Origin of the sequence: Streptomyces sp. NPDC006435, assembly GCF_040612315.1 — a bacterium.
Taxonomy (GTDB): domain Bacteria; phylum Actinomycetota; class Actinomycetes; order Streptomycetales; family Streptomycetaceae; genus Streptomyces.
The window spans coordinates 25,584-52,417 of record NZ_JBEXPY010000039.1; the positions used below are offsets into that span (position 1 = coordinate 25,584).

Genomic DNA, 26,834 nt, shown 5'->3' on the forward strand with positions numbered 1-26,834 from the left:
GGACGGCGGGCCGAAGAGGACCGGCCGGGCGGGCAGGGCGGGAAAGTCGGTCAAGGCGGGCAGGGCGAGCAGGAGCGGCAAGGAGTCGGCCGGCCGGAAGCCGCGGTCCGGCGACTGATCCGAGGGTCCGAAGCCGGTCACCGAACGACGGGAGGCTCCCGGGGCGTGTGCCCCGGGAGCCTCCTCGTACGACCGTCACCGGTCCCCGCGCGGCGGGATCAGACGGACTCGGCCTGCCTGACTCCGGCGGGCGGGGCGTCCGACGGCGACTTGGCCTCCGGGCCCGCCCCGCGCAGCGGAACCTCCTTGACGAAGACCGAGGCGACCAGCGCGATCACACCGACCGAGGCGGCCACCAGGAACGCGATGTGCGTGCCGGACGAGACCGCGAACTGGTAGGCCTCGCGCATCGCCTCCGGCAGCTTCGCCAGGCTGTCCGCGTCCAGCTGCGCGGACTGCTGGGTGGCCGCGCCGCCACCGCGGGCCACCATCTCGTCCTGCACCCGGCCGGTGAACAGCGCACCCATGATCGCGACGCCGAAGGAGCTGCCGAGCGTGCGGAAGAGGGTGGTCGCGGAGGAGGCGACGCCCATGTCCCGCATCTCCACGCTGTTCTGCGCGACGAGCATCGTGATCTGCATCAGGAAGCCCATGCCCGCGCCGAGCACCGCCATGTAGACGCCGGAGGTGAGCCGCGTGGTCCCGACGTCCATCCGCGAGAGCAGGAACAGGCCGACCACCATCAGGGCGGAGCCCGCGATGGGGAACACCTTGTACTTGCCGGTGCTGGTGGTGATCCGCCCCGCGACCAGCGAGACGACCATCATCGCCAGCAGCATTGGCAGGAGCAGCAGGCCCGAGTTGGTCGCCGACGCGCCCTGGACGGACTGCTGGTACAGCGGCAGGAAGAGCACCGCGCCGAACATCACGAACCCCGAGATGAAGCCGAGGACGGACATCAGGCTGAAGTTGCGGTTGCGGAAGATGTGCAGCGGCATGATCGGTTCGGCCGCCTTCGTCTCGACGAAGAGGAAGCCGACGAGCGAGGCGACGCCGATCGCGATGAGCTCCATGATCACGGCGGAGTTCCAGTCGTACTCCGAACCGCCCCAGGTGGTGACCAGCACGATCGCGGTGATGCCGATGGTCAGCAGCGCCGCGCCGAGGTAGTCGACCTTCACCTCGGTGCGCTCCCGCTTCGGCAGGTGCAGCACGGCGGTGACCATCGCGAGGGCGACCGCGCCCAGCGGCAGGTTGATGTAGAAGCTCCAGCGCCAGCCGAGGTGGTCGGTGATGGTGCCGCCGACCAGCGGTCCGCCGATCATGGCGATGGCCATGACGCCGGCCATCATGCCCTGGTACTTGCCGCGCTCACGGGGCGGTACGAGGTCGCCGATGATCGCCATGACGCCGACCATCAGGCCGCCCGCGCCGAGCCCCTGGACCGCCCGGAAGCCGATCAGCTGGCCCATGTCCTGGGCCATCCCGCTCAGCACCGAGCCGATCAGGAAGATCACGATGGACGTGAGGAAGATGCCCTTGCGTCCGTACAGGTCGCCGAGCTTGCCCCAGATCGGGGTGGAGGCGGCGGTGGCCAGGGTGTACGCGGTGACGACCCAGGACAGGTGCTCCAGACCGCCGAGGTCGCCGACGATGGTCGGCATGGCCGTGCCGACGATCAGGTTGTCCAGCATGGCGAGCAGCATCGTGATCATCAGGGCGAGCATCACCACCCGGACGCTGCGTTGCGGCGCCCCGGGCTCCCCCGTCCGGCGGTCGGCGCCTGCCGCCTCCCCGCCGGCCGCCTTCTTCAGATCGGTCATTCGGTCCCCACTCCCCTGATCCCCTGCACCGGTCCGCAGACTTACTTGCCGCCCGGCTAGTTGACTACACTGGGGAAAGTAGACCCCCAACTAGCCGGGCGTCAAGTAAGTTTTTTGAGGGAGAGCTTCATGGGCAGCACGCCGCAGCCGCGCCGTGGCAACACGCGTCAGCGCATTCAGGACGTTGCCCTGGAACTCTTCGCCGAACAGGGCTACGAGAAGACCTCGCTCCGCGAGATCTCCGAGCGGCTGGATGTGACGAAGGCCGCACTGTATTACCACTTCAAGACCAAGGAAGACATCCTGATCAGCGTCTTCGAGGACCTCAACCGTCCGCTGGAGGAGCTGATCGTCTGGGGCAAGGAGCAGCCCCGCACCCTGGAGACGAAGAAGGAGATCCTCCGGCGCTACAGCGAGGCACTGAAGGACGCCGCCCCGCTCTTCCGGTTCGTGCAGGAGAACCAGGCGTCCGTGCGGGAGCTCAGCATCGGCCGGACGATCAAGGAACGCGTCATGAGCCTGATCGACCTGTTCATGGACCCCGGTACGTCACTGGCCGACCAGACGCGCTGCTTCACCGCGCTCCTGGCGATGCACTCCGGCATGTTCGCTCTCAGGGACGCCGAGGGCAGCGCCGAGGAGAAGCGCGCGGCCGTCCTCGAGGTCGCCTTCGAACTGATCACCCGGGCGCACGGCCCGGAACCGGAGTCCGGGAAGTAGCGCGGGTACGGGCACGGGGCACGGCCCGAGCGGGCCCAGGGGCGAGGCCCGGGCGGGCCCGGAGGTACGGGCCCGGAGGTACGGGCCCGGAGGCACGAGGACACGGTACGGGCCGAGCGGGCCCGGAGGTGCGGGCCCGGAGGCACGAGGACACGGTACGGGCCGAGCGGGCCCGGAGGTGCGGGCCCGGGTCAGACGCGCACGCCCTTCTTGTGCAGGAAGCCGACCGGGTTGACCGCGGAGCCGTAGTCGGCGGTGTGCCGGATCTCGAAGTGCAGGTGCGGGCCGCTGGAATTGCCGGTGTTGCCGGAGAGCGCGATCTTCTCGCCGGTCTTCACGGCCTCGCCGATGCGCACCTCGATCTTCGACAGGTGGGCGTACTGCGAGTACGTACCGTTGGCGTGCTTGATCACGACGGCGTTGCCGTACGCGGGACCGTCGCCGCCGCCGTTCGGGCCGGCCTTCACGACGGTGCCGCCGTGCGCGGCCTCGACCTCGGTGCCGACCGGCACGGCGAAGTCCTGGCCGGAGTGCTTGTGGGCCCAGCGGCTGCCGTCGTTGCCGAAGCTCGCGCTGAGCTCGTAGCGGTCCACCGGGGCCGACCAGCCGTGGGCCTTCTTCAAGGCGGCCTTCTTCGCCGCGGCCGCCTTCTTCGCCGCCTTCTTGGCCGCCGCGGCCTTCTCGGCCGCCACCTTGCCCTGCACGGCCGCCTGCTCGGCGACCGACTCGGCCGCGGTGGCGCCGGTCAGGTCCGCGAGGTTCAGGTCCGGGGCGCCCGTCGTACCGCCCGCGAACGCAGCGCCCGCGCCGAGGACCATCGACGTACCCAGACCGGCCGCCACGACGGCGCCACGGACACGGGACAGGGACGGGCGGCGGGAGTGCTGGAACGAGACACGCTTCGACATGGGCGGGAATCCTCCAAGAACGACTGATCCCGGCACTCCGGCCGGGCTGGCCATCCCTTGGTAACCCCCACCCCCACTTCCACTCAAACACCCCACCTACGAACAAAAGCCGTACATGGGGCACAAGGAATTCGCCCGTACCCACCGGGCGCACGCCCGGCTCGCACCCGTCGAAAGTCCTGCCGCGGAGAGGTTTGGGCCCAGTTCCGAACCGCTCGAAACGGACAGGTTCCAGCGATTCGGCCCCGTCTCTCCCCGAGGCCGAGCACCCCCGCCGCCCCGGGCCCGAATCCCTCCGCACCGGCCCCGGCACCGCCTACTGCCGCCGCTAGTAGGCCCCCGACGGGCTGTGCGCCTTGTCACCGCCGGCGGGCCGGAAGCCTGTCCGTTTCGGGACCTTCGGCCCGCGCCCTGGCTAGGGTGACGGGACCAGCTCGGCTCCAGGGGGGAACAAGACCATGACCAGTGACGCCGCAGGCACCAACGACCTGGACGGCATCGAGCTCGCCGATGCCGTCGAATCGATCCGCAACCAGCTCGTCGACGCCGCGGGCCGCGCCACCGACCGCCCCCTGGCCTTCGAGGTGGGCGACATCCAGATGGAGTTCACCCTCGAACTCCGCAAGGAGATCAAGGGCGGCGGCAAGGTCAAGGCATGGGTGGTCGAGGCGGGCGCCGACGCCTCCCGCGCGACCGGCCGCACGCACCGGGTCGCGTTCACCCTGAAGCCGCGCGACACCGCGACCGGCGGGGCCTGGCGGATCGGCAACGACGAGCAGGGCAGTACGGCGAACTTCGGCGGTGGGGCCGACCGGCCGTGAGCCCCGCACCGCCCGCCGCACCCGCGATCCGCACGATCGTCGTCCTCGGCGCCGGAACCGCCCAGGGCAGCGGCGTCCTGCTCACCGACCGGCTCGTGCTGACCTGCGCCCATGTGGTGAAGGGCGGTGGCCGGGCCATGATCGCCCACCCCCGGCGGGCCGACAGCACGACGGCGACGGTCGCCTGGGTGGACCACGACCTCGACGCCGCCCTCCTGCTCGCCGACGACCCGGTCTTCCCGGTCCTCCCGACCCGGCTGGGCCTCCTGCGCACCGGGCACGCGGTCCCCGGCTGCGAGATCACCGGCTTCCCCCACATCCAGCGGTACGGCCCCGAGGGGCACCTGGAATCCGACCAGTACACGGCCACCGCCCTGCCGACGGCCGGGCAGCCGCGCGGGCTGCTGGTCTGCGAGCTGGACGGCCCGCCCCCAACGAACGACACGCGGGCCCAGGCCCTGCGCGGCCTGTCCGGCGGCCCGGTCTTCGCCGGCGACGTCCTCATCGGCATCGCCCGGCAGGTCCCCCGGCAGCGCGACGGCCGGCGCGTGGAGTGCGTACCGCTCGCCCCGCTGCTCGCCTCGAAACCGTTCCGGCTGGTCCACGAACAGACCGGCACGCCCCTCTCCCGCCCCGAGCCGGTGCACGGCCACTTCCCCGGGGACGCGCGGTACGAGGAGGAGTACGCGGCGGCGCTCGGGGCCGCGTACCGCCGCACGAGGATCTTCGGCCTCGACGAGCTGGGCCGGCGCGAATCCGAATGGGACCTGGACACCGCGTACCTGAGCCTGGAGGCCCAGCAGACCTCCGGACACACGGGTCCGCCGCCCCGCCGGATCGACGCGCTGCTCCCCGACCGCCCCCGGGTCCTGCTGCGCGGCGACGCGGGCGCGGGCAAGACCACTCTGCTGTGGTGGCTGGCCGCGCACGCCTCGGCCTGCACGCTGAGCCCGGAGCTGGCCCCGCTCAACGGCCTGGTCCCCTTCGTCGTACCGCTGCGCACCCTGCGCGCCGAGGGCGGCACGTTCCCCTCCCCCACCCAGCTGCCCGACGCGGCCCGGCTGGTGGTCGACCGGGCCCCCGAGGGCTGGGTGGGCCGGGTCCTGGAGTCCGGCCGGGCCCTGCTGCTGGTCGACGGCCTGGACGAGGTCCCCGCCGAGGACCGCGAGCAGGCGCACCAGTGGCTCTCCCGCCTCCTGGACCGCTACCCGGACATCCGCTGCGTGGCCACCGTGCGCCCGCTGGCCGTCGAGCCGGGCTGGCTGGACTCCCAGGACTTCGAGGAACTGCGGCTGCTGCCGATGGGGGACCGGGACGTCGAGTCCTTCGTCGCCGCCTGGCACCGGGCCGCCCGGCTGGACGACGACGACCACGAGACGCTCGGCATGCTGGAACGGGACCTGGTCCAGCAGTTCGCCCAGAACCCGGCCCTGCGCGACCTGGCCCGCACCCCGCTGCTCTGCGCGGTGATCTGCGCCCTGCACCGGCGCCGCCAGGGCATCCTGCCGGAGACCCGCTGGAGCCTGTACGACTCGGCCCTCGGCATGCTGCTCGGCGACCGCGACAAGCAGCGCAGGATCGACGCCCCCGAGGGCATCACGATGAACGTGGAGGAACAGGCCCAGCTCCTCCAGCGCATCGCGGTCTGGCTGGTGCGGTGCGGCCAGTCCGAGCTGCAACGCCCGGCGGCGCTGCGCCAGTTGGAACGCGCCCTGCCCGGCATGGAACGGCTGCGCAACCAGGGCCCGCCCGACAAGGTCCTGACCCATCTGCTGAACCGCAGCGGGGTCCTCCAGGAACGCGCCGACGGCGTCTACCAGTTCGCCCACCGCACCTTCCAGGACTTCCTCGCCGCGAAGGAGTTCGTCGAGGGCGACCACCTGCACGAACTGCTCGGCCGGACAGGCGACCGGAACTGGTACGACGTCATCCTGCTCGCCGCCGGCCACTGCGACCGCCGGGACCACCCCGTACTGGTCAACGGCCTGCTGGACTTCGCTCCCGGCCCGGCCGACACCGTCACCCGCGACGAGATCGTCGTCCTGGCCGCCCTCTGCGCGCAGCACGCGACCTGGCTCGACGAGACGACCCGGGACAGGGTCCGCACGGCCGTCGCCGGACTCTTCCCGCCGAGGTCCGCCGAGAGCGTGCACCTGCTCGCCCGCCTCGGCCCGGCCGCCCTGACCCACCTGCCCGACCCGGAGGAGGTGGGCGACGGGGAAGAGTCCCGTCCGTTCGTCGACCTGATCAACGAGATCGGCCGGGCGGAAGGCCTGCCGCACGCCCGCCGCTGGGCACTCGCCCACCCGGAACACGACTACGCGTTCACGAGGCGCTGGGACAGATATCCGGTGCGGGCATACGCCCGGCAGGTCCTTGCCCTCTTCGACCTGAAACACGACGACCTGCGGATCGACACCCGGGAAAAGCTGGCGGCACTGCGCGACCTGCCGTCCGTCAGGAGCCTGGAGCTCGCCGGGGACTTCACCGCCGCCGAACTCCACTCCGCTCTGCACGACACCCCGTGGACCGGACTGTCCTTCTGGCGGAACTCCTGTCTGGCCGACCTCTCGTTCCTGACGCAATGCGCCACGCAACTCAAGTCCTTGTCACTGAGCGGCTGTCCCGGCGTACGGGACCTCGGACCGCTCACCGGGCTCCCCGCACTGAGACATGTCGAGCTGGACATGAGCTGTCTCCCCAACACCGCACTGACCGCCACGGCTTCGAAAGAACTGCGTTCCCTGTGGCTCACTCACCTGACCGCCGAACGGTTCTCCCAACTGCCCGCCCATCCCGAGCCGAACTCGCTGAACATCGAGCGGACGACTTCGCTGGAGATCGACTCGCTCGACGGCTGGACGAACCTGAGCCGGCTGCAGCTGAGCGGCCGCACCCCGGCCCGGCCGCTGCTCGCCGCTCTCCGGCGGGCTCCGCAGGTGACCCACCTCACCCTGTCCCTGCCGTCCGCGACGGAGTTCGCCGACGAACAGCCCGTACCTTCCATCGCAGGTCTCACCCTCTTCCTCGAAACCGACGTACTCGGGCTGGACCGGATCCCCCGGGTCTTCCCCGCTCTGAAGCGGCTGACGCTCGCCACGGCCTGGCAGATCGACCACATCGACCACATCGACATTTCTCCGGTCCGGGCAATCCCCGGCTGCAAGGTGAGAGTGCTGGGCTCCGCGACGGTCACGGGAAACGACGCCCCATCCCCCTGACCCCGCACCGCACCGCACCGCACCGCACCAAAAAGGGGCTGCCCCGGACCGTTCGCACGGTCCGGGGCAGCCCCTTCAGTCACTCAGCTCTGCTCGGCGGCGGAGCCTCACACGTCCTTCGACATGTTCGGGCCCGTGCCACCGGCGGCCTGCTCGATCGGCGGGACGTCGGGCAGGGCCGACTTCTCCTCGCCGCGGAAGGTGAACTTCTTCTCCTCACCCTCGCCCTCGGTGCCGACGACCACGATGTGGCCGGGACGCAGCTCGCCGAAGAGGATCTTCTCGGAGAGGACGTCCTCGATCTCGCGCTGGATCGTCCGGCGCAGCGGCCGGGCGCCCATCACGGGGTCGTAGCCCTTCTTGGCGAGGAGCGTCTTGGCCTCCGCGCTGAGCTCGATGCCCATGTCGCGGTCCTTCAGGCGCTCGTCCACCTTGGCGATCATCAGGTCGACGATCTGGATGATGTCTTCCTGGCTGAGCTGGTGGAAGACGACCGTGTCGTCGACACGGTTGAGGAACTCGGGGCGGAAGTGCTGCTTCAGCTCTTCGTTGACCTTGTTCTTCATCCGCTCGTAGCCGGTCTTGACGTCGCCCTGGGCGGCGAAGCCCAGGTTGAAGCCCTTCGAGATGTCCCGCGTCCCGAGGTTGGTCGTCATGATGATGACCGTGTTCTTGAAGTCCACGACCCGACCCTGGGAGTCGGTCAGGCGACCGTCCTCCAGAATCTGGAGCAGGGAATTGAAGATATCGGGGTGGGCCTTCTCGACCTCGTCGAAGAGGACGACGGAGAACGGCTTGCGGCGCACCTTCTCGGTGAGCTGCCCGCCCTCTTCGTAACCCACGTAACCGGGGGGAGAACCGAAGAGCCGGGAAACCGTGTGCTTCTCGCTGAATTCCGACATGTCGAGGGAGATCAGCGCGTCCTCGTCACCGAAGAGGAATTCGGCGAGCGTCTTGGAGAGCTCCGTCTTACCGACACCGGACGGGCCGGCGAAGATGAACGAGCCACCGGGGCGCTTCGGGTCCTTCAGACCGGCCCGCGTACGGCGGATCGCCTGCGAGAGGGCCTTGATGGCGTCCTTCTGCCCGATGACGCGCTTGTGGAGCTCGTCCTCCATGCGCAGCAGACGGGAGGACTCCTCCTCCGTCAGCTTGAAGACCGGGATGCCGGTGGCGGTGGCCAGGACCTCGGCGATCAGCTCGCCGTCGACCTCGGCCACGACGTCCATGTCGCCGGCCTTCCACTCCTTCTCGCGCTTGGCCTTCGCCGCCAGCAGCTGCTTCTCCTTGTCGCGGAGGGAAGCCGCCTTCTCGAAGTCCTGGGAGTCGATGGCCGACTCCTTGTCGCGGCGGACGCCCGCGATCTTCTCGTCGAACTCGCGGAGGTCCGGCGGCGCGGTCATCCGGCGGATGCGCATCCGGGAACCGGCCTCGTCGATCAGGTCGATCGCCTTGTCCGGCAGGAAGCGGTCCGAGATGTACCGGTCGGCCAGCGTCGCGGCCTGGACCAGCGCCTCGTCCGTGATGGAGACGCGGTGGTGGGCCTCGTAGCGGTCGCGCAGACCCTTGAGGATCTCGATGGTGTGCGGCAGCGAGGGCTCCGCGACCTGGATGGGCTGGAAGCGGCGCTCCAGCGCGGCGTCCTTCTCCAGGTGCTTGCGGTACTCGTCGAGCGTGGTGGCGCCGATGGTCTGCAGCTCGCCGCGGGCCAGCATGGGCTTCAGGATCGAGGCCGCGTCGATGGCGCCCTCGGCGGCACCCGCACCGACCAGCGTGTGGAGCTCGTCGATGAACAGGATGATGTCGCCGCGGGTGCGGATCTCCTTGAGGACCTTCTTCAGGCGCTCCTCGAAGTCACCGCGGTAGCGGGAGCCGGCGACCAGCGCGCCGAGGTCGAGGGTGTAGAGGTGCTTGTCCTTGAGGGTCTCGGGCACCTCGCCCTTGACGATGGCCTGCGCCAGGCCCTCGACGACCGCCGTCTTGCCGACGCCGGGCTCGCCGATGAGGACCGGGTTGTTCTTGGTACGGCGGGACAGCACCTGCATGACCCGCTCGATCTCCTTCTCGCGCCCGATGACCGGGTCGAGCTTGGATTCGCGGGCGGCCTGGGTGAGGTTCCGGCCGAACTGGTCGAGCACCAGGGACGTGGAGGGCGTGCCTTCCGCGGGGCCGCCCGCGGTCGCCGCCTCCTTGCTGCCCGAGTACCCGGAGAGCAGCTGGATGACCTGCTGCCGCACCCGGTTCAGGTCGGCGCCCAGCTTCACGAGGACCTGGGCGGCGACGCCCTCGCCCTCGCGGATCAGGCCGAGCAGGATGTGCTCGGTGCCGATGTAGTTGTGGCCGAGCTGGAGGGCCTCACGGAGCGAGAGCTCCAGGACCTTCTTGGCCCGGGGCGTGAAGGGGATGTGGCCGGACGGGGCCTGCTGGCCCTGGCCGATGATCTCCTCCACCTGCTGGCGGACCGCCTCGAGCGAAATCCCGAGGCTCTCCAGGGCCTTAGCGGCGACACCCTCACCCTCGTGGATAAGGCCCAGGAGGATGTGCTCGGTGCCGATGTAGTTGTGGTTGAGCATCCGGGCTTCTTCCTGAGCCAGGACGACAACCCGCCGCGCGCGGTCGGTGAACCTCTCGAACATCGTTAATCGCTCCTCAGAGCGGTCAGGCAGTTAGGGGTCGGTCCCCTCCCTGTCCTTCCGCAGCTTAGTCCCGCAAGCGGGGACCGCTCATTCCAACTGCCGACACCGTCCTTGGCCTCCTGCCCCGAACGCCGACAACTTCTCCAACCCGATGGTGCGAGACGATGTTCCCGCAGGCCAGGCAGATACCCCTTTCGCCAGTACGCCGATGGCGAACGTGAGATGCCCGAACCTGCGTGTCGCCCCTCCCCACTAGGGATGTCTTACCCGCAATTACAGACAGTCCATGCGGCGCGCGCCGGTTCCCTCCGCTACGGGCGAACATCTTCACGCTCCCGAATACGTCCCTACGCCCCCATCCCGGACACATTGCGCACCCGACGGTGGACCCTGCGTAACCCTTGGGGCGTCCGGGCCGTTCTTCCGGCATGGCCATCACCATCCCGTCTCCCCCGCCGTCGGTCAGCGGCGGGCGGGAGATCCATGGCGACCGCGCCCGATGGGCGCAGTGGTACGAACGAGAGCTCGGCTGGGCGACGGCGGGCACCGAGCCGGTGCGTCTGCTGACCGGGCTGCGGTTCGACGTGCTCCAGGTGCCTGCGGCCGTCGGCCACGCGGTGCTGCGGCGGGTCGACCGCACCGGACCCGTGGCGCTGTCGGGTGCGCGGATGAACCTGCTGGTGGCGGCGGGAAGCGCCGAGGAGCTGCCCGGACTGCTCGACTGGCTGGAGTGGGGAGGAGTCGCCCTCTCGCTGGCCGCCTTCGGCGCGGGCGGCCGGATCACCGCCCCCGCGCCGCCGGGACGGGCGGCGGGCCGGCCGGGGGCCGCCGTGTGGCTGCGGCCCCCCGGGCTGCGGCACGGGGAGGGGCCGGGGCTCCCGGCCCTCACCAATCTCGGGAGCAGGGGCGGGAGTGCTCCCGATCTCGTACGGCTGGTGGACTCGGTGGCGACGGAATGCCACCGCGCCCGGTTGATGCGTGCCCGAACGGGGCGGTCGACCGGTGGATCGACCGCTCAGCCGTTGGCCTTCTCGTAAGCTTCGCGGATCTCCGCGGGAACACGGCCCCGGTCATTCACATTGTGGCCGTTCTCGCGGGCCCACTTACGGATCTCCGCGGTGTCCTTGTTGCCACCCGTGACGGCGCGGCCCTTGCCGCGACCGGCCGCCGCACGGCCACCCGTCCGCCGGCCACCCTTGGTGTACGGCTCGAGAAGGCCACGGAGCTTGTCCGCGTTGCTGGTGGTGAGGTCAATCTCGTACGTCTTGCCGTCGAGCGCGAACGTGACCGTCTCGTCCGCCTCGCCGCCGTCGAGGTCATCGACAAGAAGGACCTGAACCTTCTGTGCCACTGGATTCCCTTTCATCGAAAATGCAGTACGCGGAAAGGAAACCGCTTTTCCTCGAAAAACACAAACCCCCGGGAGAGGTTCAGGATCCCGGGAGCACGGGAAACATGCGCGATTCGGACATAGGGTTCCGGCTTCTTGTGGTGCTCGCAGATGGCGCTCACAGATGCAGAAGCATCCGGCTGTTGCCCAAGGTGTTCGGCTTCACTCGTTCGAGACCCAGGAACTCTGCTACACCCTCGTCATAGGAACGCAGCAGCTCACTGTAGACATCTCCGTCGACCGGTGTCTCTCCGATCTCGACGAAGCCGTGCTTCGCGAAGAAGTCCACTTCGAAGGTGAGACAGAAAACCCTGCGCACACCCAGCCAGCGAGCGGTCTGCAACAACTTGTCGAGCACTTGATGTCCGACTCCGGCACCCCTGATGCTGTGATCCACGGCGAGAGTACGCACTTCGGCGAGGTCTTCCCACATCACGTGCAGTGCGCCGCAGCCGATGACACGGGCGTCCTCGTCGCGTTCCGCGATCCAGAACTCCTGGATGTCCTCGTAAAGCGTCACCGTCGCTTTGTCGAGCAGGATGCCTTCGCGTACGTACCCGTCGAGGAGACGACGGACCGATGCCACATCGCTGGTCCTGGCACGGCGGACCGTGATGGCTACGTTTATGGCGGACGGTTCGGTACGGGAATCGGCTGAGGGAAGCTCTGAGGACATACCCCGACGCTATCGCCCGGTCTCCGCGCCCGCCCCATCGGCCGGATCTCCGGCCGTCGTACCGGACGCTTCTCCGGGCGCCTCTCCGGCCGGGTCCCCGCCCCGCTCCCCGTCGTTCCCACCGGCCGGTCCGGCGGCCGTCGCGCCGTCGTGCTCCCCGGTCCGTCCGCCCTCGTCCGCCGGTTCGTCCGCGGGTGCGTCACCGGCCTCGCCGGCCGGTGCTCCGGAGGGTCCGGCGAGATCGGGAAGAATGATCCGCATGGCGTCCTGGAGGGCCTCGCGCTGCTCGGGGGACATCATGCCGAAGAAGGCGACAAGAGCGGCCGCCGGGTTGTCGCTGTGCGACCATGCTTCGTTCATCAGTGCGGCCGAGTAGGCGGCCCGGGTGGAGACCGCCGTATATCTATATGCGCGGCCGTCGACTTCCCTGCGCACCCAGCCCTTCTGATGGAGATTGTCCATTACCGTCATGACGGTGGTGTAGGCGATGGAGCGTTCCTGCTGAAGGTCCTCCAGGACTTCCCGCACGGTGACCGGACGGTTCCATTGCCAGACCCGCGTCATCACGGCGTCTTCGAGATCTCCCAATTGGCGGGGCACAATGTCACTTTAGTGCCATACGCCCGGAATGCCCGGTTATTCATGCGACAAAAGGGCGCACGGCTCAAGACGAGCCGTGCGCCCTTCGCATGCTGCGGGGTGCGGGACGACCGGACACTCAGTCGTCCGCCGAGGACTGCCGGGCCGGCCCGGAGCCCCCGATCACGATGTCCACGATCGCGTCCTCCTTCGCCTTGTTGGGACCGCCCTGGCTCTTGACGATCGTCACGACGAGGCCGATGAAGAAGGCGGCCATCACCACGGGGGGCACGAGCGCGGATACGTAGTCCATGCCGTCCAGGGTAGCGAGGCCGGTACGGGCCGCCCGCGCGCCCCCTCCCGCGTCGCGGCCCTCAGCCCGCGGCGCGCCGGCCCACCGGCGGGACCGGGCGGCGGCGCGGCGGGAAGACCTCCGAGGGCTTCGGCGCGGGACGTTCGGGCGGTACGGCGGGGCCGGGCGGCGCGGCCGGGGTCTTCGGCCGTTCGGGTTCGTCGTCCGCCGCGGCCCGGCCGCCCGGCAGGGCGAGCAGCCGCCCGCGCGAGGCGGGGACCGGCACCGGTGCGGCGCGGCCGACGAGGCGGGTCCGCACCGACCGTTCCGCGAGCGTCCGGCAGCGCTCCAGGAGCGCCTCGGCCACCGGCCGGTGACGCAGGGCGCGCAACGCGGCGAGGTCGTCGGGGACGGGGTCGTACCCGCCGGCCAGGGCGTCCTGGAGCAGTTCCAGGTAGCCGGCGGCGGAGCCGGGGAGGGCGCCCCGGTAGCGGGCGAGGTCGGCGAGGAGGAAGGCGCGCATCCGTCCCGCCTCGCCGACCGCCTCGTCCACGGCGCCGGCCAGTCGCAGGCAGTCCTGGACGTCCTCGTCGGGCAGGGGCATGGGGTGGAGGACGGTGGCGAGGGCGCGTCGGAGCACACGCAGCTCGTCCGCGCCGAACGCCATGCCGCCCCGTGTTCCGTAAGGCGTGGGCATGACGCGACAATACGTGCTAAATGGACAAAATCGGCTTAACGGGTCGTCGGCGGCGCGGCGGCTCCACCCCGCGCCGCGCCGCGTTCCCGCAGGTACGACCCGTTTCCGCTACAGCCGGGAGGCGTTGCGCTCGTACACCAGGCGCAGGCCGATGAGGGTCAGCCAGGGCTCGTGCTCGTCGATCACGGAGGACTCGCCCAACACCATCGGAGCAAGGCCCCCGGTCGCGATGACCGTGACGTCCTCGGGGTCGGCCGCCAGCTCCTTCTTCATCCGGGTGACGACGCCGTCGACCTGGCCGGCGAAGCCGTGGATGATGCCCGACTGCATCGCCTCGACCGTGTTCTTGCCGATCACGCTGCGCGGCCGGGCCAGCTCGATCTTGCGGAGCTGGGCGCCCCGGACGCCGAGCGCCTCGACGGAGATCTCGATGCCGGGAGCGATGACGCCGCCGGTGTACTCGCCCCGGGCGGAGACCGCGTCGAAGGTGGTGGCCGTGCCGAAGTCGACGACGATCGCCGGACCGCCGTACAGGTCGACGGCGGCGACCGCGTTGACGATGCGGTCCGCGCCGACCTCCTTCGGGTTGTCCATCAGGATCGGCACCCCGGTCTTGATGCCGGGCTCGACGAGGACCGCGGGGACGTCGCCGTAGTAACGGCGGGTCACCTCGCGCAACTCGTGCAGCACGGTCGGGACCGTGGAGCAGATCGCGATGCCCTCGATGCCGTCGCCCAGCTCCATGCCCAGCAGCGGGTGCATGCCCATCAGGCCCTGGAGGAGGACGGCGAGCTCGTCGGCGGTGCGGCGGGCGTCGGTGGAGATCCGCCAGTGCTCGACGATCTCCTCGCCGTCGAACAGGCCGAGGACGGTGTGGGTGTTGCCGACGTCGATGGTGAGCAGCATCAGGCGTCGGCCCCGTCGGTGTCGTCGTCCGCGGCGTCGCGGAAGTCCAGGCCGATGTCGAGGATCGGCGAGGAGTGGGTGAGCGCGCCGACGGCCAGGTAGTCGACGCCCGCCTCGGCGTAGGCGCGGGCGTTGTCGAGGGAGAGCCGCCCGGAGGACTCCAGGACCGCGCGCCCGGCGACCAGGGCGACCGCCTCGGCCGTCTGCAGCGGGGTGAAGTTGTCCAGCAGGATCAGGTCGGCGCCCGCGTCGAGGACCTCGCGGACCTGCTGGAGCGTGTCGACCTCGACCTCGATCGGTACGTCGGGGAACTCGTCCCGCACCCGCTTGAACGCCTCGGCCACGCCGCCCGCGGCGACGACGTGGTTGTCCTTGACCAGCGCCGCGTCCGCGAGGGACATGCGGTGGTTGACGCCGCCGCCGCAGCGGACCGCGTACTTCTCCAGGGCGCGCAGGCCCGGGGTGGTCTTGCGGGTGTCGCGGACCTCGGCCCCGGTGCCTTCGAGCGCGTCGGCCCAGGCGCGGGTGGCGGTCGCGATGCCGGAGAGCCGGCAGAGCAGGTTGAGCGCGCTGCGCTCGCCGGTGAGCAGGTCGCGGGTGCGGGTGGTGACCGTCAGCAGCTTCTGGCCGGGGGCGACCCGGTCGCCGTCCTCGACGTGGCGCTCGACCTCGAACTCCTCGGTGCAGACGATGGACAGGACGGCCTCGGCGACGCGCAGCCCGGCCACCACGCCCGCCTCGCGGGCGGTGAAGTCGCCGGTGGCCCTGGCGTCCTCGGAGACCGTGGCGACGGTGGTGACGTCCACCCCGCCGTCCAGGTCCTCCTCGATCGCGACGTGCGCGATGTCCTCGACCTGCACCGGGTCCAGGCCCGCGTCGGCCAGCAGCCCGGCGAGGGCCGGGTCCAGGCCGCACTCCATGGCGTCGGGCCCGTAGGACTCGCCGCAGCCGCAGCCGTCCCCGCAGCCGCCCTCGGAGGCTGCGGGCGCGCCGATCTGGATCAGCGGTACGTCCACGGGGGTGGGGTGCGGGTTCTCTTCGGGCGTGCTCACGGTTACGGCTCCTCGGTGACGTCGGCGGGGTGGGTCTGGGGTGCGGCCGCGCGGTCCGGTTCCCGCGCGGGGTCCACGGGGCCGAATGCCTCGGTCCGTGTCGTGGTGAGGACCGGCCGGCGCCCCGGGGCGATCCGGACGACGACGTGGCGGCGCCAGTTCTCGTCGTCGCGCTCGGGCAGGTCCTCGCGCCAGTGGCAGCCGCGGGTCTCCTCGCGCCGCAGCGCGGCGGCGACCAGGACGCGCGAGACGAGCAGCAGGTTGGTGGCCTCCCACGCCTCGACGCCGGGCACCGCGACCTTGGGCTCGGCCGTCTCCACCGCCGAGGCGGCGCCCTCGTGCAGGGCCTCCAGCTCGGCCGCGGCGGTGGTCAGGCTCGCGGCGGAGCGCAGCACCCCGGCGCCCCGGGTCATGGTCCGCTGGATCGCGGTCCGCGACTCGGGGGCGATCAGCGGGGTGGGGGCGGAGCCGGGCTCCGTGACCGGGGCGCCCGCGCGGGGCCGGTCCGCGACGATGTCCGCCGCGATGCGCTCGGCGAAGACGAGCCCCTCCAGGAGGGAGTTGGACGCCAGCCGGTTCGCGCCGTGCACACCGGTGCAGGCGACCTCGCCGCAGGCGTACAGGCCGGGCACCGTCGTACGGCCCCGCAGGTCGGTGCGGACGCCGCCGGAGGCGTAGTGCGCGGCGGGGGCGACCGGGATCGGTTCGGTGACCGGGTCGATGCCGTGGGCGCGGCAGGCGGCCAGGATCGTGGGGAAGCGGCGCTCCCACATCCCGGCGCCGAAGTGGCGGGCGTCGAGGTACATGTGCTCGGTGCCGTGCAGTTCCATCCGGCGGGTGATGGCCTTGGCGACGATGTCGCGCGGCGCCAGCTCCGCCAGTTCGTGCTGCCCGAGCATGAAGCGCGTGCCGGACGCGTCGACGAGATGGGCGCCCTCGCCCCGTACCGCCTCCGACACCAGGGGCTGCTGGCCCTCGGAGTCGGCGCCGAGGAAGAGGACCGTGGGGTGGAACTGGACGAATTCGAGGTCGGAGACCTCCGCGCCGGCCCGCAGCGCCAGGGCCACGCCGTCGCCGGTGGAGACCGCCGGATTGGTCGTGGCGGAGAAGACCTGGCCCATGCCGCCGGTGGCGAGGACCACCGCGGGGGCCCGGACCGCGCCGACGCCGTCGTGCTGGCCCTCGCCCATGACATGCAGCGTGACGCCCGCGGTACGGCCCTCGGCGTCGGTGAGGAGGTCCAGGACGAGCGCGTTCTCGACGGTGTGCAGGGCGGCCGCGCGGACCGCGTCGACCAGGGCGCGGGAGATCTCGGCGCCCGTCGCGTCGCCGCCCGCGTGGGCGATGCGGCTGCGGTGGTGGCCGCCCTCGCGGGTCAGCGCGATGTCGCCGCCGTCCGTGGTGTCGAAGCGGGCGCCCGTCGCGATCAGCCGGCGCACCGCGTCGGGGCCCTCGGTGACCAGGGTGCGCACCGCGTCCTCGTCGCACAGCCCGGCACCCGCGACCAGGGTGTCGTCCAGGTGCTGCCGGGGGGTGTCGCCCTCGCCGAGGGCCGCCGCGATGCCGCCCTGCGCCCAGCGGGTGGAGCCGTCGTCGAGGCGGGCCTTGGTGACGACGACGGTGGCGAGGCCTGCGGCGGCGCAGCGCAGTGCGGCGGTGAGACCGGCCACGCCGGAGCCGACCACCACGACGTCGGCGTCGATGGACCAGCCGGGGGCGGGGGCGGTCAGCCGTATTCCGGTCACGGGGTGGCTCCGAAGGTCAGCGGGATGTTGTCGATCAGGCGGGTGCGGCCCACCCGTGCGGCGACCGCGAGGATCGCGTCGCCGGTGGTGCGGTCGTCGGGGATCTCGGTGAAGTCGGCCGGGTCCACGAGCGCCAGGTAGTCCAGGGCGAGCGGCGGCTGCGCGGCCGCCGCGTCGTCGAGGATCAGGGACGCCGCGGCGCGCACCGCCGACGGCCCGTCGACCGGGCGGGCCAGGGCCACCGCCTGGGTGTCGGCGGCGGCGCGGGCCTCGCCGAGCGCGGTGAGCGCGGCGGCCCGGCCGGTGGTGGCCGTGGTGATCTGCGCACGGGCGTGCAGCGCCTGCTGGGCGGCGAGCCGGTCGCGGGCCGCGAACAGGGCCCGGGACAGGGCGAGGGCGGTGCGCCGCTCCGCCGCGTCCAGGAAGCGGTTGCGGCTGGAGAGCGCGAGGCCGTCCGGCTCGCGGACCGTCGCCACGCCGACGATCTCCACGGGGAAGTTCAGGTCGCGCACCATGCGGCGGATCAGCGCCAGCTGCTGGGCGTCCTTCTGTCCGTAGAACGCGAGGTCGGGGCGGGTCAGGTGGAGGAGCTTGGCGACGACGGTGAGCATCCCGTCGAAGTGGCCGGGGCGCGAGGCCCCTTCGAGCCGCTCGCCCATGGGGCCCGCGGAGATCCGGACCTGTGGTTCGCCGCCGGGGTAGACCTCGTCGACGGACGGCGCGAAGACCGCGTCGGCCCCGGCGGCGCCCGCCACGGCGAGGTCCGCGTCCAGGGTGCGGGGGTAGCGGTCCAGGTCGGCGGCCTCACCGAACTGGAGCGGGTTGACGAAGACCGTGACGACGACCTGGCCGTCCGGGCCCGCGGCCCGTCGGGCGGCACGGATCAGCGTGGCGTGCCCCTCGTGCAGGGCGCCCATGGTCATGACGACGGCCCGCGGCCCCCGCAGGGGGGCGAAGGCGCCGAGCTCGGCGGCGGTGCGGAGCAGGGCGGGCGCGGGGGCGCCGGGCCCGGTGGTCGCGGGGGTCGCGCCGGTCGTGGTGGTCACGTCGTTCGTGGTGGTCACGTCGTTCGTGGTGGTCACGTCGGCTGCGTCGGTTGCTTCGGTCGCGTCGGTCATCGGGACTCCTGGGGGCCGGTACCGGTGCCCGTGCCGTCGGCCAGGACCCCGAGCAGGGCCTCGGCCGGCTCCGGCTTGAGCATGCCGTGGGCGAGTGCGCGGTCGGCGGTGGCGCGGGCCATCGCCACGTACCCGGCGACGGTCTGCGGCGCGTGCCTGCGCAGCTCGTCGAGGTGCGCGGCGACCGTGCCGGCGTCGCCGCGGGCCACCGGGCCCGTCAGGGCGTCGTCGCCGGAGCGCAGGGCGTTGTCGAGCGCGGCGCCCAGGAGCGGGCCGAGCATCCGGTCGGGGGCCGACACACCCGCCGTGCGCAGCAGCTCCATCGCCTGGGCGACCAGGGTGACCAGGTGGTTCGCGCCGAGGGCGAGCGCCGCGTGGTAGAGCGGACGGGACTCCTCCGCGATCCATTCGGGCTCGCCGCCCATCTCGATGACCAGCGCCTCGGCGGCGAGCCGCAGCTCCTCGGGGGCGGTCACGCCGAAGGAGCAGCCGGCCAGCCGCTGGACGTCGACGGGGCTGCCGGTGAACGTCATCGCCGGGTGCAGGGCCAGCGGCAGGGCACCGGCCCGCAGCGCCGGGTCCAGGACCCGGGTGCCGTACCGCCCCGACGTGTGGACGATCAGCTGGCCCGGCCGTACCGCACCGGTTTCGGCGAGGCCCTCGACCAGGCCGGGCAGGGTGTCGTCGGGGACGGTGAGCAGGACCAGCTCGGCGCGCGCGAGGACCTCGGCGGGCGGCACCAGGGGGACGTCGGGGAGCAGGGCGGCGGCCCTGCGCCGGGAGGCGTCCGAGACGCCCGACACGGCGACCGGCCGGTGCCCGGCGAGCTGCAGGGACGCGGCGAGGGCGGGCCCCACCCGGCCCGCGCCCACGACGCCGACGGTCAGACGGGCTGGGCGGTCCCTCGCGTCGAGGGGTTCCTTGGGAACTGTTGCGTTCACGCGGCGATGGCCTTCCGTTCCAGTCCGCAGGGGGTACCGGACGATTTCTTTGCATGCTACGCCAGCGTTTTCGCCCGGTCCCCGGCCGTCCACAGCCTGTGGGAAACTCCGGGTCGCCCGCCGCCGCGGAGCCGACGGCCGGCGGCCACGAAAACGAGGTGGCTTCCGCCGGGCCCTGCGTGATGATCGTCCCATGACCGAGACGGATGAGCAGGCACGGCAACGGCGGGAGCAGGGTGCGGAACAGGGGCCGGAACGGGGTTCCGGACCGGGACGGGAGCGGAGTCCGGAGCAGGGGCGGGAACAGGGGACGGGGCCGGAGACCGCACAGGACCCGGAGGACGCCCAGTGGCTGCGCAGGCTGACCGCCTGGCGGACGGCCGAGCGGTCCCTGGCCCGGCCGTCCTCGGACCTTCCGCTCGGTGAGCGGCTGGCCGGGCTGGCGGCCGGGGCCGGTACGGTCACCGCGCTCGACCGGTCCACGGACTTCTACGGCAACGGCGTCGTCGCCGACCTGGAGGAACGCATCGCCGGCCTGCTGGGCACGGAGGCCGCCGCGTTCTTCCCGACCGGGACGATGGCGCAGCAGGTCGCGCTGCGCTGCTGGGCGGGGCGGACCGGCAACCCCACGGTGGCGCTGCACCCGCTCGCCCACCCCGAGGTGCACGAACGCGGGGCGCTGGAGTCGCTGAGCGGGCTGCGCACCGTCCACCCGACGCACGAGCCCCGGCTGCCCACGGCGCAGGAGGTCCGCGACTTCGCCGAGCCGTTCGGCACCCTGATGCTGGAACTGCCGTTGCGCGACGCCGGTTTCGTGCTGCCCACCTGGGACGAGCTGGAGACCGTGGTGGCGGCCGCGCGGGAACGCGACGCGGTGGTGCACTTCGACGGCGCGCGGCTGTGGGAGTGCGCCCCCCACTTCGGGCGGGAGCTGCCGGAGATCGCGGCGCTCGCGGACAGCGTGTACGTGTCGTTCTACAAGACCCTCGGCGGGATCTCCGGGGCCGCGCTGGCAGGCACCGCGTCCCTGGTCGAGGAGGCCCGTACCTGGCGCCACCGGTACGGCGGCCAGATCTTCCAGCAGTTCCCGGCTGCGATCGCCGCGCTGATCGGACTGGACCAGGAGCTTCCGCGCCTGCCGTCGTACGTGGCGCAGGCCCGGATGGTGGCCGGGGCGCTGGCCGAGGGCTTCGCGGCGGCCGGCGCCGGATGGTTCCGGGTGCATCCGGAGCCGCCGCACACCCACCAGTTCCAGGTGTGGCTGCCGTACGGGGCGGACGCCCTGACGGAGGCGGCGGTGCGGATGGCGGAGGAGACGGGCGTGGCGCTCTTCCGCTCGTGGCACCCCGCGCCCTCCGGCCCGCCCGGCCTGTCCTTCACCGAGGTCACGGTGGGGCGGGCGGGGCTGGAGTGGACGGCGCGGGACGTGCGGGACACGGTGGGGGAGTTCATGGAGCGGCTGGCCTAGCGGGCGCCCCGGGCCCGGTCGGTACGTCACCGGGGCGGCCGGGGGCTCCGGCCCGGGCCGTCCCGGGCCGCAGCGCCGCCCGCAGTGCCGCCCGGAGCCGGCCGCGTGCCGGGCGGCCCGCGATCACCGCCCCGAAGCGGCGGTGGTCCCGGATCCCGCGCACCACCGCCCAGTCGTGCCGTCCCGGTTCCGGCGGCGGCACCTCCCCCAGTCGGGCCGCGCGGTAGCTGTCGAGCATGTGCTGCTGAATGGCGTCCATGGCCTCAGCGTCGTCCGGGCCGGTCCGGTCGGCCCGTCACTTGACGAGCCCCGTCAAACGACCGGGCGCTTCCCCGGGCACCCCGCACCATGGAGGGGTGAGCGTGCACATCGACATCGCCGGGCTGGCGCCCGAGCACATCGTCTTCCGGACCTCTCCCCTGGCCGAACTGGGGCTGGCCCTGCACGCCCTCGCCGAGCCCGGCCACCACCCGGGGCTGCACGGCTGGGCGACGGCGACCGCCAGCGCGCTGGAACCCGACCTCGCCGACCGGCTCCACGAGGCCGAATTCCTGTGGCGCAACACCTTCTCGGACGTCTTCATGGCGTTCGCCGGGGTCCCCGACAGCGGTGGCAGGACGGGCGCGACCCTCGCCGAGGACCTGGACGTCCTCGACCGGATGGACGACGAGCGGTTCGCCTCCGCCGCCCTGGAGTTCACCTGCTCCCGGCGGTACGGGGAGGGCGCGCCCTCCCCGCTCAGCGACGCGACGATGCGCGCCCGCGCCCTGGACATGGCGGCGGCGCGCGGCCCCAGGCAGGTGGAGTTCACCCAGCAGCTGCTGGCCGACCCCGCCCCCGTGCGCCGCTGGGTCCGGCGCCTCTTCGAGGACTGCGACCAGGCGTTCTTCGCCGACACCTGGCAGCGGGTGCGGGTCCAGCTGGTCGCCGACGCCCGGCACAAGACGGACCTGCTGCGGCGCAAGGGCATCGGCGAGGCGATGGCGGCGGTCTCCCCGGCGCTGTCGCTCGACGAGACCGGGACCCGGATCAACGCCGACAAGCTGATCGAGGGCCGGACCAGCGCGGTCGACCCGGACACCGGCCCCGGGCTCACCCTCATCCCGTCCACCTTCGGCTGGCCGCACCTGAACCTGCTGCACGCGCCGGGCTGGCGGCCGGTGATCCACTACCCGGTGCACCAGCCCGAGCTGCCCTCCCCCGCCTCCGTGGAACTGCTCCAGCTGCGCATGGAGGCGCTGGCCCACCCGATGCGGATGCGTCTGTGCCGCCACCTCGCCCGTTCCCCGTACACGACCGGGGAGCTCGCCGACACGCACGGCATCACCGCGCCCGAGGTCTCCCGGCACCTCGCGGTGCTGAAGAGGGCCGGTCTGGTCACCACCCGGCGGCGCGGCTGGTACGTGCTGCACCAGCTGGACCTGACCTCGGTGGCGCGGCTCGGCAGCGACTTCCTGGAGGGCATCCTGCGCTGACGCCCGACGGCGCGGACCCGGCCCCAGGTCCTTGTCCGGGCCCGAAACCGCCGGACGGCCCGCGGTTCAGCCCGCCCCGCCCCCGGCCCGGACCATCCCCGTCTCGTACGCGAGGACCACGACCTGCACCCGGTCGCGCAGGCCCAGCTTGGTGAGGATGCGGCCGACGTGCGTCTTCACGGTCGCCTCGGAGAGCACCAGGCGCGCCGCGATCTCGCCGTTCGACAGGCCCTGGGCGACCAGCAGCATCACCTCGCGCTCGCGCTCGGTGAGCCGGGCGATGTCCTTGTGCTGCGGCTCGCTGCTGCCGGTCGGCAGCAGCGCGGAGAACCGGTCGAGCAGCCGGCGGGTGGTGGACGGGGCGACGACCGCGTCGCCGCTGTGCACGGAACGGATGGCGGCGAGCAGTTCGGCGGGCGGCACGTCCTTGAGCATGAAGCCGCTCGCCCCGGCCTTCAGCCCGGAGAACGCGTACTCGTCGAGGTCGAAGGTGGTCAGGATGAGCACCTTGGGGGCGTTCGGCTGCGCGCAGATGCGGCGGGTGGCCTCGACGCCGTCCAGCCTCGGCATCCGCACGTCCATCAGCACCACGTCGACGGCGGTGGCCCGGAGGATCTCGATCGCCTCCGCGCCGTCACCGGCCTCGGCCACGACCTCCATGTCCGGCTGGGCCGCGAGCACCATCCGGAAGCCGGTGCGCAGCAGCACCTGGTCGTCGACGAGCATCACGCGGATCGCCATGGGTGTCCTGTCTCCTGTCTGTCCCGCGGCCCGGGGATCGGGCTCGCGGTTCGGGCGCACGGTCCGGGCCGGCCGTGCGGACCCGTGGTCCGGGCCCGGGGTCGTCGGGACCGGACCGCCTAGTGGGCCGGTTTCAGCGGCAGCAGCGCGCTGATCCGGAAGCCGCCGCCCGGTCGTGGCCCGGCGTCCAGTGTGCCGCCGACCATGCCGACCCGCTCCCGCATGCCGATCATGCCGTGCCCCGCGCCGTCGGCGCCGCCGTCCTCGTACAGCTCGTGCGCCGCACCCCGCCCGTCGTCCTCGACGAGCAGTCCGAGACCGTCGTCGAAGTAGACCAGCCGCACGCTGGCCCCGGCGTCCGGGCCGCCGTGCTTGCGGGTGTTGGTCAGGGCCTCCTGCACGATGCGGTACGCGGTCAGCTCGACGCCGCTGGGCAGCGGGCGCGGGGTCCCCTCGACCCTGAAGTCGACGGGCAGGCCGGTCTGCCGGACCTGCTCGATCAGGTCCTCGATCTGCTCCACGTCGGGCTGCGGGACGTACTCCCCGCTCTCCTGGGCGTCACCGGTCCGCAGTACCCCGAGCAGCCGCCGCATCTCGGCGAGCGCCTGCCGGCCGGTGCCGGAGATCGTCTCCAGGGCCTGCTTGGCCTGGTCCGGGGCCGTGTCCATGACGTATGCGGCACCGTCGGCCTGCACCACCATCACCGACACGTTGTGCGCCACGACGTCGTGGAGCTCGCGGGCGATCCGGGCCCGCTCGGCCGCCACCGCGACCTTCGCCTGCGCCTCGCGCTCCCGCTCCAGCCGGGCCGCGCGCTCCTCCAGCTGACTGAAGTAGGCGCGCCGGGTCCGCATCGAGTCGCCGAGCACCCAGGCGAGCACGAACGGCACGGTCAGCACGATGACGACGAAGACCGCCTCGGCCCAGCTGTTCTGCTGCACCTCGTCCCGCCAGCGCAGCTTGGCCAGGCCCGCCGCGCACAGGCTGCAGACCAGCGCGAGCCGGGACGCCCAGCGCTCCCCCACGGTGGCCACGGTGAAGACGATGACCAGCATGGCGAAGTTGTGGAGGCCCGGCCCGAACCCCGTGACCAGCTGTGCCACCCCCATCGCGATGGCGAGCAGCAGCATCTTCTCCGGCATGCGCCGGCGCAGCGCGACCACGACGCAGAGGCCGAGGATGATCGGGAAGGCAGCGGCCCGTGCCGTACCGCGCTCCGGCATGCCCGCCAAGGACACGCCGGAGGCCCCGAAGAGGACGACGGCCCAGAAGCAGTCGACGCCCAGCGGGTGTCTGCGGAGAAAATCGTAGAGACGCTGCACGTGACCCAGCGTAGGGACAGGCGACGGGTGCCGGGGTCAGTCGAAGGGTCGATCCGGTTTCCGGGACCGTACTCCCCAAGGTGGAGACTTGGCCCCGTGACGGATGAGTGGCGTGGGTGGCGTGCGGCGGCGGAGACCGCCCTGTACGGGGACGGGGGGTTCTACCGGAGCCCCGAGGGGCCCGCGGGCCACTTCCGCACCTCCGTCCACACGGGCCCGCTCTTCGCCTCGGCCGTGGCCGCGCTGCTGGTCCGGACGGCGCGGGAACTGGGCACCGGCGAGGTCGACCTGGTGGATCTGGGGGCCGGGCGGGGCGAGCTGCTGACCGGGGTGCTGGCGGCGCTGCCGGCCGCGGGCGCCGGGGACCTCGTCGTACGGGCGTACGCCGTGGAGCTGGCCGACCGGCCGCCCGGCCTGGATCCCCGGATCGAGTGGCGCGCCGCGCCGCCGCCGGGCACCCGCGGCCTGCTGTTCGCCAACGAGTGGCTGGACAACGTCCCGACAGAGGTGGCCGAGACCGACGCGGACGGCGTCGAGCGGTACGTCCTCGTGCGGACGGCGGACGGCGCGGAGCGGCTGGGCGCACCGGTGGCCGGGGCGGACGCCGAGTGGCTGCGCCGCTGGTGGCCGTCGTCCGGTCCGGGCGGCCGGGCGGAGATCGGCCGCCCCCGCGACGAGGCGTGGGCGGCGGCGGTGTCCACGCTGGCCGCGGGGCTCGCGGTGGCGGTGGACTACGCGCACCGGCGGGAGACCCGGCCCCCCTTCGGCACGCTCACCGGCTTCCGGGCCGGGCGCGAGGTCCGGCCGGTGCCGGACGGCCGCTGCGACCTCACCTCGCACGTGGCCCTGGACGCGTGCGCGGCGGCGGGCGGGGCGGCGGCCGGCGTACCGCCCGACATCCTGACCCAGCGCGAGGCGCTGCGCGGGCTCGGCGTCGACGGCGGGCGCCCGCCCCTGGCCCTGGCGTCGAGCGACCCGGCCGGTTACGTGCGGGCCCTCGCCTCGGCGGGCGAGGCGGCGGAGCTGACGGCCCGGGGCGGCCTGGGCGACTTCGGCTGGCTGATGCAGCGCAGGGGCTGAGAACCGACGCCCCGGGCCCGGAGTCCGGGCCCTTTCACGCGATACTGGCCGCATGACGGAGACGACAGTCGGCATCGGCGGCGCGGCGGAGAGCACCGACATGGTGCTCAACATCGGCCCCCAGCACCCTTCCACCCACGGCGTGCTCCGTCTGCGCATCGTCCTCGACGGCGAACGCGTCCAGCACGCCGAACCGGTCGTCGGCTACATGCACCGGGGTGCGGAGAAGCTGTTCGAGGCCCGTGACTACCGGCAGATCGTGATGCTCGCCAACCGCCACGACTGGCTGTCGGCGTTCTCCAACGAGCTGGGCGTCGTGATGGCCGTGGAGCGGATGCTCGGCATGGAGGTCCCCGAGCGCGCGGTCTGGACCCGCACCCTGCTCGCCGAGCTGAACCGGGTCCTGAACCACCTGATGTTCCTCGGCTCGTACCCGCTCGAACTCGGCGGCATCACCCCGATGTTCCACGCGTTCCGGGAGCGCGAGGACCTCCAGGCCGTGATGGAGGAGATCTCCGGCGGCCGGATGCACTACATGTTCAACCGCGTCGGCGGCCTCAAGGAGGACCTCCCGGCGGGGTGGACCGGCCGGGTGCGGGACGCCGTCGCCGCGGTCCGGTCCCGGATGGGCGTGTACGACGACCTGGTGCTCGGCAACGAGATCTTCCGGGGCCGCACCCGCGGCGTGGGCGTGCTGTCCGCCGCGGCCGTGCACGCGTACGGGGTGTCCGGGCCGATCGCCCGCGCCTCGGGCGTCGACTTCGACCTGCGGCGCGACGAGCCGTACCTCGCGTACGGGGAGCTCCGGGACACCCTGAAGGTGGTCACCCGCGACGCGGGCGACTGCCTGGCCCGCTTCGAGTGCCTGCTGGAGCAGACGCACAACTCCCTGCACCTGGCGGACGCCTGCCTGGACCGGATGGCGGACCTGCCGCCCGGCCCGATCAACCAGCGGCTGCCCAAGGTGCTGAAGGCCCCCGAGGGCCACACCTACGCCTGGACCGAGAACCCGCTCGGCATCAACGGCTACTACCTGGTGTCGAAGGGCGAGAAGACCCCGTACCGGCTGAAGCTCCGCTCCGCCTCGTACAACAACATCCAGGCGCTCACCGAACTGCTGCCGGGCACGCTGGTCGCCGACATGGTGGCGATCCTGGGCTCGCTCTTCTTCGTCGTCGGCGACATCGACAAGTAGCCGACGCCCACCGGGGCCGGTGGCCCGG

At 72.3% G+C, this 26,834-nt stretch carries 23 protein-coding genes; 8 read left to right on the top strand and 15 right to left on the bottom strand.

From position 1 onward, the window contains the following. Positions 1-218: 218 nt before the first annotated feature. On the bottom strand, positions 219-1,823 hold the full coding sequence (locus tag ABZZ04_RS30045; RefSeq protein ID WP_356935368.1) for an MDR family MFS transporter: 1,605 nt from the start codon (positions 1,821-1,823) through the stop codon (positions 219-221). 129 nt (positions 1,824-1,952) lie between these two features. On the opposite strand from ABZZ04_RS30045, the gene ABZZ04_RS30050 reads away from it, so the two are divergent. Beyond that, positions 1,953-2,543: a TetR/AcrR family transcriptional regulator gene (locus tag ABZZ04_RS30050; RefSeq protein ID WP_356935369.1), complete on the top strand. Its 591-nt coding sequence runs from the start codon at positions 1,953-1,955 to the stop codon at positions 2,541-2,543. A 191-nt stretch (positions 2,544-2,734) separates the two neighbouring features. Here the strand turns inward: ABZZ04_RS30050 and ABZZ04_RS30055 are convergent, their stop codons facing one another. Continuing rightward, a complete protein-coding gene (locus tag ABZZ04_RS30055) occupies positions 2,735-3,451 on the bottom strand; it encodes a M23 family metallopeptidase (protein ID WP_356935370.1) in 717 nt (238 codons plus the stop codon). Between the two features lie 458 nt (positions 3,452-3,909). On the opposite strand from ABZZ04_RS30055, the gene ABZZ04_RS30060 reads away from it, so the two are divergent. Together ABZZ04_RS30060 and ABZZ04_RS30065 are read left to right on the top strand one after the other, a co-directional pair. Then, positions 3,910-4,272 carry a trypco2 family protein gene (locus ABZZ04_RS30060; protein ID WP_356935371.1) on the top strand — a complete coding sequence of 121 codons (363 nt, stop codon included), beginning with the start codon at positions 3,910-3,912 and terminating at the stop codon, positions 4,270-4,272. Continuing rightward, positions 4,269-7,493 carry an NACHT domain-containing protein gene (locus ABZZ04_RS30065; protein ID WP_356935372.1) on the top strand — a complete coding sequence of 1,075 codons (3,225 nt, stop codon included), beginning with the start codon at positions 4,269-4,271 and terminating at the stop codon, positions 7,491-7,493. The genes ABZZ04_RS30060 and ABZZ04_RS30065 overlap by 4 nt, the downstream gene beginning before the upstream one ends. A 107-nt stretch (positions 7,494-7,600) precedes the next feature. Here the strand turns inward: ABZZ04_RS30065 and ABZZ04_RS30070 are convergent, their stop codons facing one another. Further along, on the bottom strand, positions 7,601-10,129 hold the full coding sequence (locus ABZZ04_RS30070) for an ATP-dependent Clp protease ATP-binding subunit (RefSeq protein WP_283852288.1): 2,529 nt from the start codon (positions 10,127-10,129) through the stop codon (positions 7,601-7,603). Between the two features lie 428 nt (positions 10,130-10,557). On the opposite strand from ABZZ04_RS30070, the gene ABZZ04_RS30075 reads away from it, so the two are divergent. Next, positions 10,558-11,166 carry an SCO3374 family protein gene (locus ABZZ04_RS30075; RefSeq protein WP_356935373.1) on the top strand — a complete coding sequence of 203 codons (609 nt, stop codon included), beginning with the start codon at positions 10,558-10,560 and terminating at the stop codon, positions 11,164-11,166. Here the strand turns inward: ABZZ04_RS30075 and ABZZ04_RS30080 are convergent. The 10 genes from ABZZ04_RS30080 to ABZZ04_RS30125 form a co-directional block, all read right to left on the bottom strand. Then, the gene (locus ABZZ04_RS30080) at positions 11,145-11,480 is read right to left on the bottom strand and encodes an Lsr2 family protein (RefSeq protein ID WP_093894032.1); all 336 of its coding nucleotides are present in this window, start codon (positions 11,478-11,480) and stop codon (positions 11,145-11,147) included. The genes ABZZ04_RS30075 and ABZZ04_RS30080 overlap by 22 nt on opposite strands. Before the next feature lie 157 nt (positions 11,481-11,637). Continuing rightward, entirely contained in the window at positions 11,638-12,195 is a 558-nt protein-coding gene (locus tag ABZZ04_RS30085) for an amino-acid N-acetyltransferase (protein ID WP_356935374.1), read from the bottom strand. 9 nt (positions 12,196-12,204) lie between these two features. Next, positions 12,205-12,795 carry a BlaI/MecI/CopY family transcriptional regulator gene (locus ABZZ04_RS30090; RefSeq protein ID WP_356935375.1) on the bottom strand — a complete coding sequence of 197 codons (591 nt, stop codon included), beginning with the start codon at positions 12,793-12,795 and terminating at the stop codon, positions 12,205-12,207. Between the two features lie 118 nt (positions 12,796-12,913). Beyond that, the gene (locus tag ABZZ04_RS30095) at positions 12,914-13,087 is read right to left on the bottom strand and encodes a hypothetical protein (RefSeq protein WP_356935376.1); all 174 of its coding nucleotides are present in this window, start codon (positions 13,085-13,087) and stop codon (positions 12,914-12,916) included. Positions 13,088-13,148: 61 nt separating this feature from the next. Then, complete coding sequence (locus ABZZ04_RS30100) at positions 13,149-13,733, bottom strand: hypothetical protein (protein ID WP_356935405.1); 585 nt, start codon at positions 13,731-13,733, stop codon at positions 13,149-13,151. 138 nt (positions 13,734-13,871) lie between these two features. Next, positions 13,872-14,669 (bottom strand): type III pantothenate kinase, encoded by a 798-nt coding sequence (locus ABZZ04_RS30105; RefSeq protein WP_283852294.1) that lies wholly within the window; start codon positions 14,667-14,669, stop codon positions 13,872-13,874. Then, positions 14,669-15,721: a carboxylating nicotinate-nucleotide diphosphorylase gene (gene nadC / locus ABZZ04_RS30110; RefSeq protein WP_356935377.1), complete on the bottom strand. Its 1,053-nt coding sequence runs from the start codon at positions 15,719-15,721 to the stop codon at positions 14,669-14,671. The genes ABZZ04_RS30105 and nadC overlap by 1 nt, the downstream gene beginning before the upstream one ends. Positions 15,722-15,723: 2 nt before the next feature. Next, positions 15,724-17,466: an L-aspartate oxidase gene (locus ABZZ04_RS30115; RefSeq protein WP_356935378.1), complete on the bottom strand. Its 1,743-nt coding sequence runs from the start codon at positions 17,464-17,466 to the stop codon at positions 15,724-15,726. Further along, a complete protein-coding gene (gene panC / locus ABZZ04_RS30120; protein WP_356935379.1) occupies positions 17,463-18,584 on the bottom strand; it encodes a pantoate--beta-alanine ligase in 1,122 nt (373 codons plus the stop codon). Before panC ends, ABZZ04_RS30115 begins: the two co-directional genes overlap by 4 nt. Then, entirely contained in the window at positions 18,581-19,525 is a 945-nt protein-coding gene (locus ABZZ04_RS30125) for a DUF2520 domain-containing protein (protein ID WP_356935380.1), read from the bottom strand. Before ABZZ04_RS30125 ends, panC begins: the two co-directional genes overlap by 4 nt. A gap of 193 nt (positions 19,526-19,718) precedes the next feature. On the opposite strand from ABZZ04_RS30125, the gene ABZZ04_RS30130 reads away from it, so the two are divergent. Together ABZZ04_RS30130 and ABZZ04_RS30135 are read left to right on the top strand one after the other, a co-directional pair. Continuing rightward, entirely contained in the window at positions 19,719-20,993 is a 1,275-nt protein-coding gene (locus ABZZ04_RS30130) for a beta-eliminating lyase-related protein (protein WP_356935381.1), read from the top strand. Positions 20,994-21,355: 362 nt separating this feature from the next. After that, entirely contained in the window at positions 21,356-22,468 is a 1,113-nt protein-coding gene (locus ABZZ04_RS30135) for a DUF5937 family protein (RefSeq protein ID WP_356935406.1), read from the top strand. A 66-nt stretch (positions 22,469-22,534) separates the two neighbouring features. Here the strand turns inward: ABZZ04_RS30135 and ABZZ04_RS30140 are convergent, their stop codons facing one another. Continuing rightward, a complete protein-coding gene (locus ABZZ04_RS30140) occupies positions 22,535-23,209 on the bottom strand; it encodes a response regulator transcription factor (RefSeq protein ID WP_356935382.1) in 675 nt (224 codons plus the stop codon). Between the two features lie 119 nt (positions 23,210-23,328). After that, positions 23,329-24,531, bottom strand: a complete 1,203-nt coding sequence (locus tag ABZZ04_RS30145) for a sensor histidine kinase (protein WP_356935383.1) — start codon at positions 24,529-24,531, stop codon at positions 23,329-23,331. Positions 24,532-24,627: 96 nt separating this feature from the next. Between ABZZ04_RS30145 and ABZZ04_RS30150 the strand changes: the two genes are divergently transcribed. Further along, positions 24,628-25,611 (top strand): SAM-dependent methyltransferase, encoded by a 984-nt coding sequence (locus tag ABZZ04_RS30150; protein ID WP_356935384.1) that lies wholly within the window; start codon positions 24,628-24,630, stop codon positions 25,609-25,611. Between the two features lie 52 nt (positions 25,612-25,663). Beyond that, complete coding sequence (locus ABZZ04_RS30155) at positions 25,664-26,806, top strand: NADH-quinone oxidoreductase subunit D (protein WP_356935385.1); 1,143 nt, start codon at positions 25,664-25,666, stop codon at positions 26,804-26,806. Positions 26,807-26,834: the final 28 nt, after the last annotated feature.

Excerpts from the sequence above, each read along its gene's own strand:
- ABZZ04_RS30045 (WP_356935368.1), bottom strand. The coding sequence starts at position 1,823 with ATGACCGATCTGAAGAAGGCGGCCGGCGGGGAGGCGGCAGGCGCCGAC.
- ABZZ04_RS30050 (WP_356935369.1), top strand. The coding sequence starts at position 1,953 with ATGGGCAGCACGCCGCAGCCGCGCCGTGGCAACACGCGTCAGCGCATT.
- ABZZ04_RS30055 (WP_356935370.1), bottom strand. The coding sequence starts at position 3,451 with ATGTCGAAGCGTGTCTCGTTCCAGCACTCCCGCCGCCCGTCCCTGTCC.
- ABZZ04_RS30060 (WP_356935371.1), top strand. The coding sequence starts at position 3,910 with ATGACCAGTGACGCCGCAGGCACCAACGACCTGGACGGCATCGAGCTC.
- ABZZ04_RS30070 (WP_283852288.1), bottom strand. The coding sequence starts at position 10,129 with ATGTTCGAGAGGTTCACCGACCGCGCGCGGCGGGTTGTCGTCCTGGCT.
- ABZZ04_RS30075 (WP_356935373.1), top strand. The coding sequence starts at position 10,558 with ATGGCCATCACCATCCCGTCTCCCCCGCCGTCGGTCAGCGGCGGGCGG.
- ABZZ04_RS30085 (WP_356935374.1), bottom strand. The coding sequence starts at position 12,195 with ATGTCCTCAGAGCTTCCCTCAGCCGATTCCCGTACCGAACCGTCCGCC.
- ABZZ04_RS30095 (WP_356935376.1), bottom strand. The coding sequence starts at position 13,087 with ATGGACTACGTATCCGCGCTCGTGCCCCCCGTGGTGATGGCCGCCTTC.
- ABZZ04_RS30100 (WP_356935405.1), bottom strand. The coding sequence starts at position 13,733 with ATGGCGTTCGGCGCGGACGAGCTGCGTGTGCTCCGACGCGCCCTCGCC.
- ABZZ04_RS30105 (WP_283852294.1), bottom strand. The coding sequence starts at position 14,669 with ATGCTGCTCACCATCGACGTCGGCAACACCCACACCGTCCTCGGCCTG.
- panC (WP_356935379.1), bottom strand. The coding sequence starts at position 18,584 with ATGACCGACGCGACCGAAGCAACCGACGCAGCCGACGTGACCACCACG.
- ABZZ04_RS30130 (WP_356935381.1), top strand. The coding sequence starts at position 19,719 with ATGACCGAGACGGATGAGCAGGCACGGCAACGGCGGGAGCAGGGTGCG.
- ABZZ04_RS30140 (WP_356935382.1), bottom strand. The coding sequence starts at position 23,209 with ATGGCGATCCGCGTGATGCTCGTCGACGACCAGGTGCTGCTGCGCACC.
- ABZZ04_RS30155 (WP_356935385.1), top strand. The coding sequence starts at position 25,664 with ATGACGGAGACGACAGTCGGCATCGGCGGCGCGGCGGAGAGCACCGAC.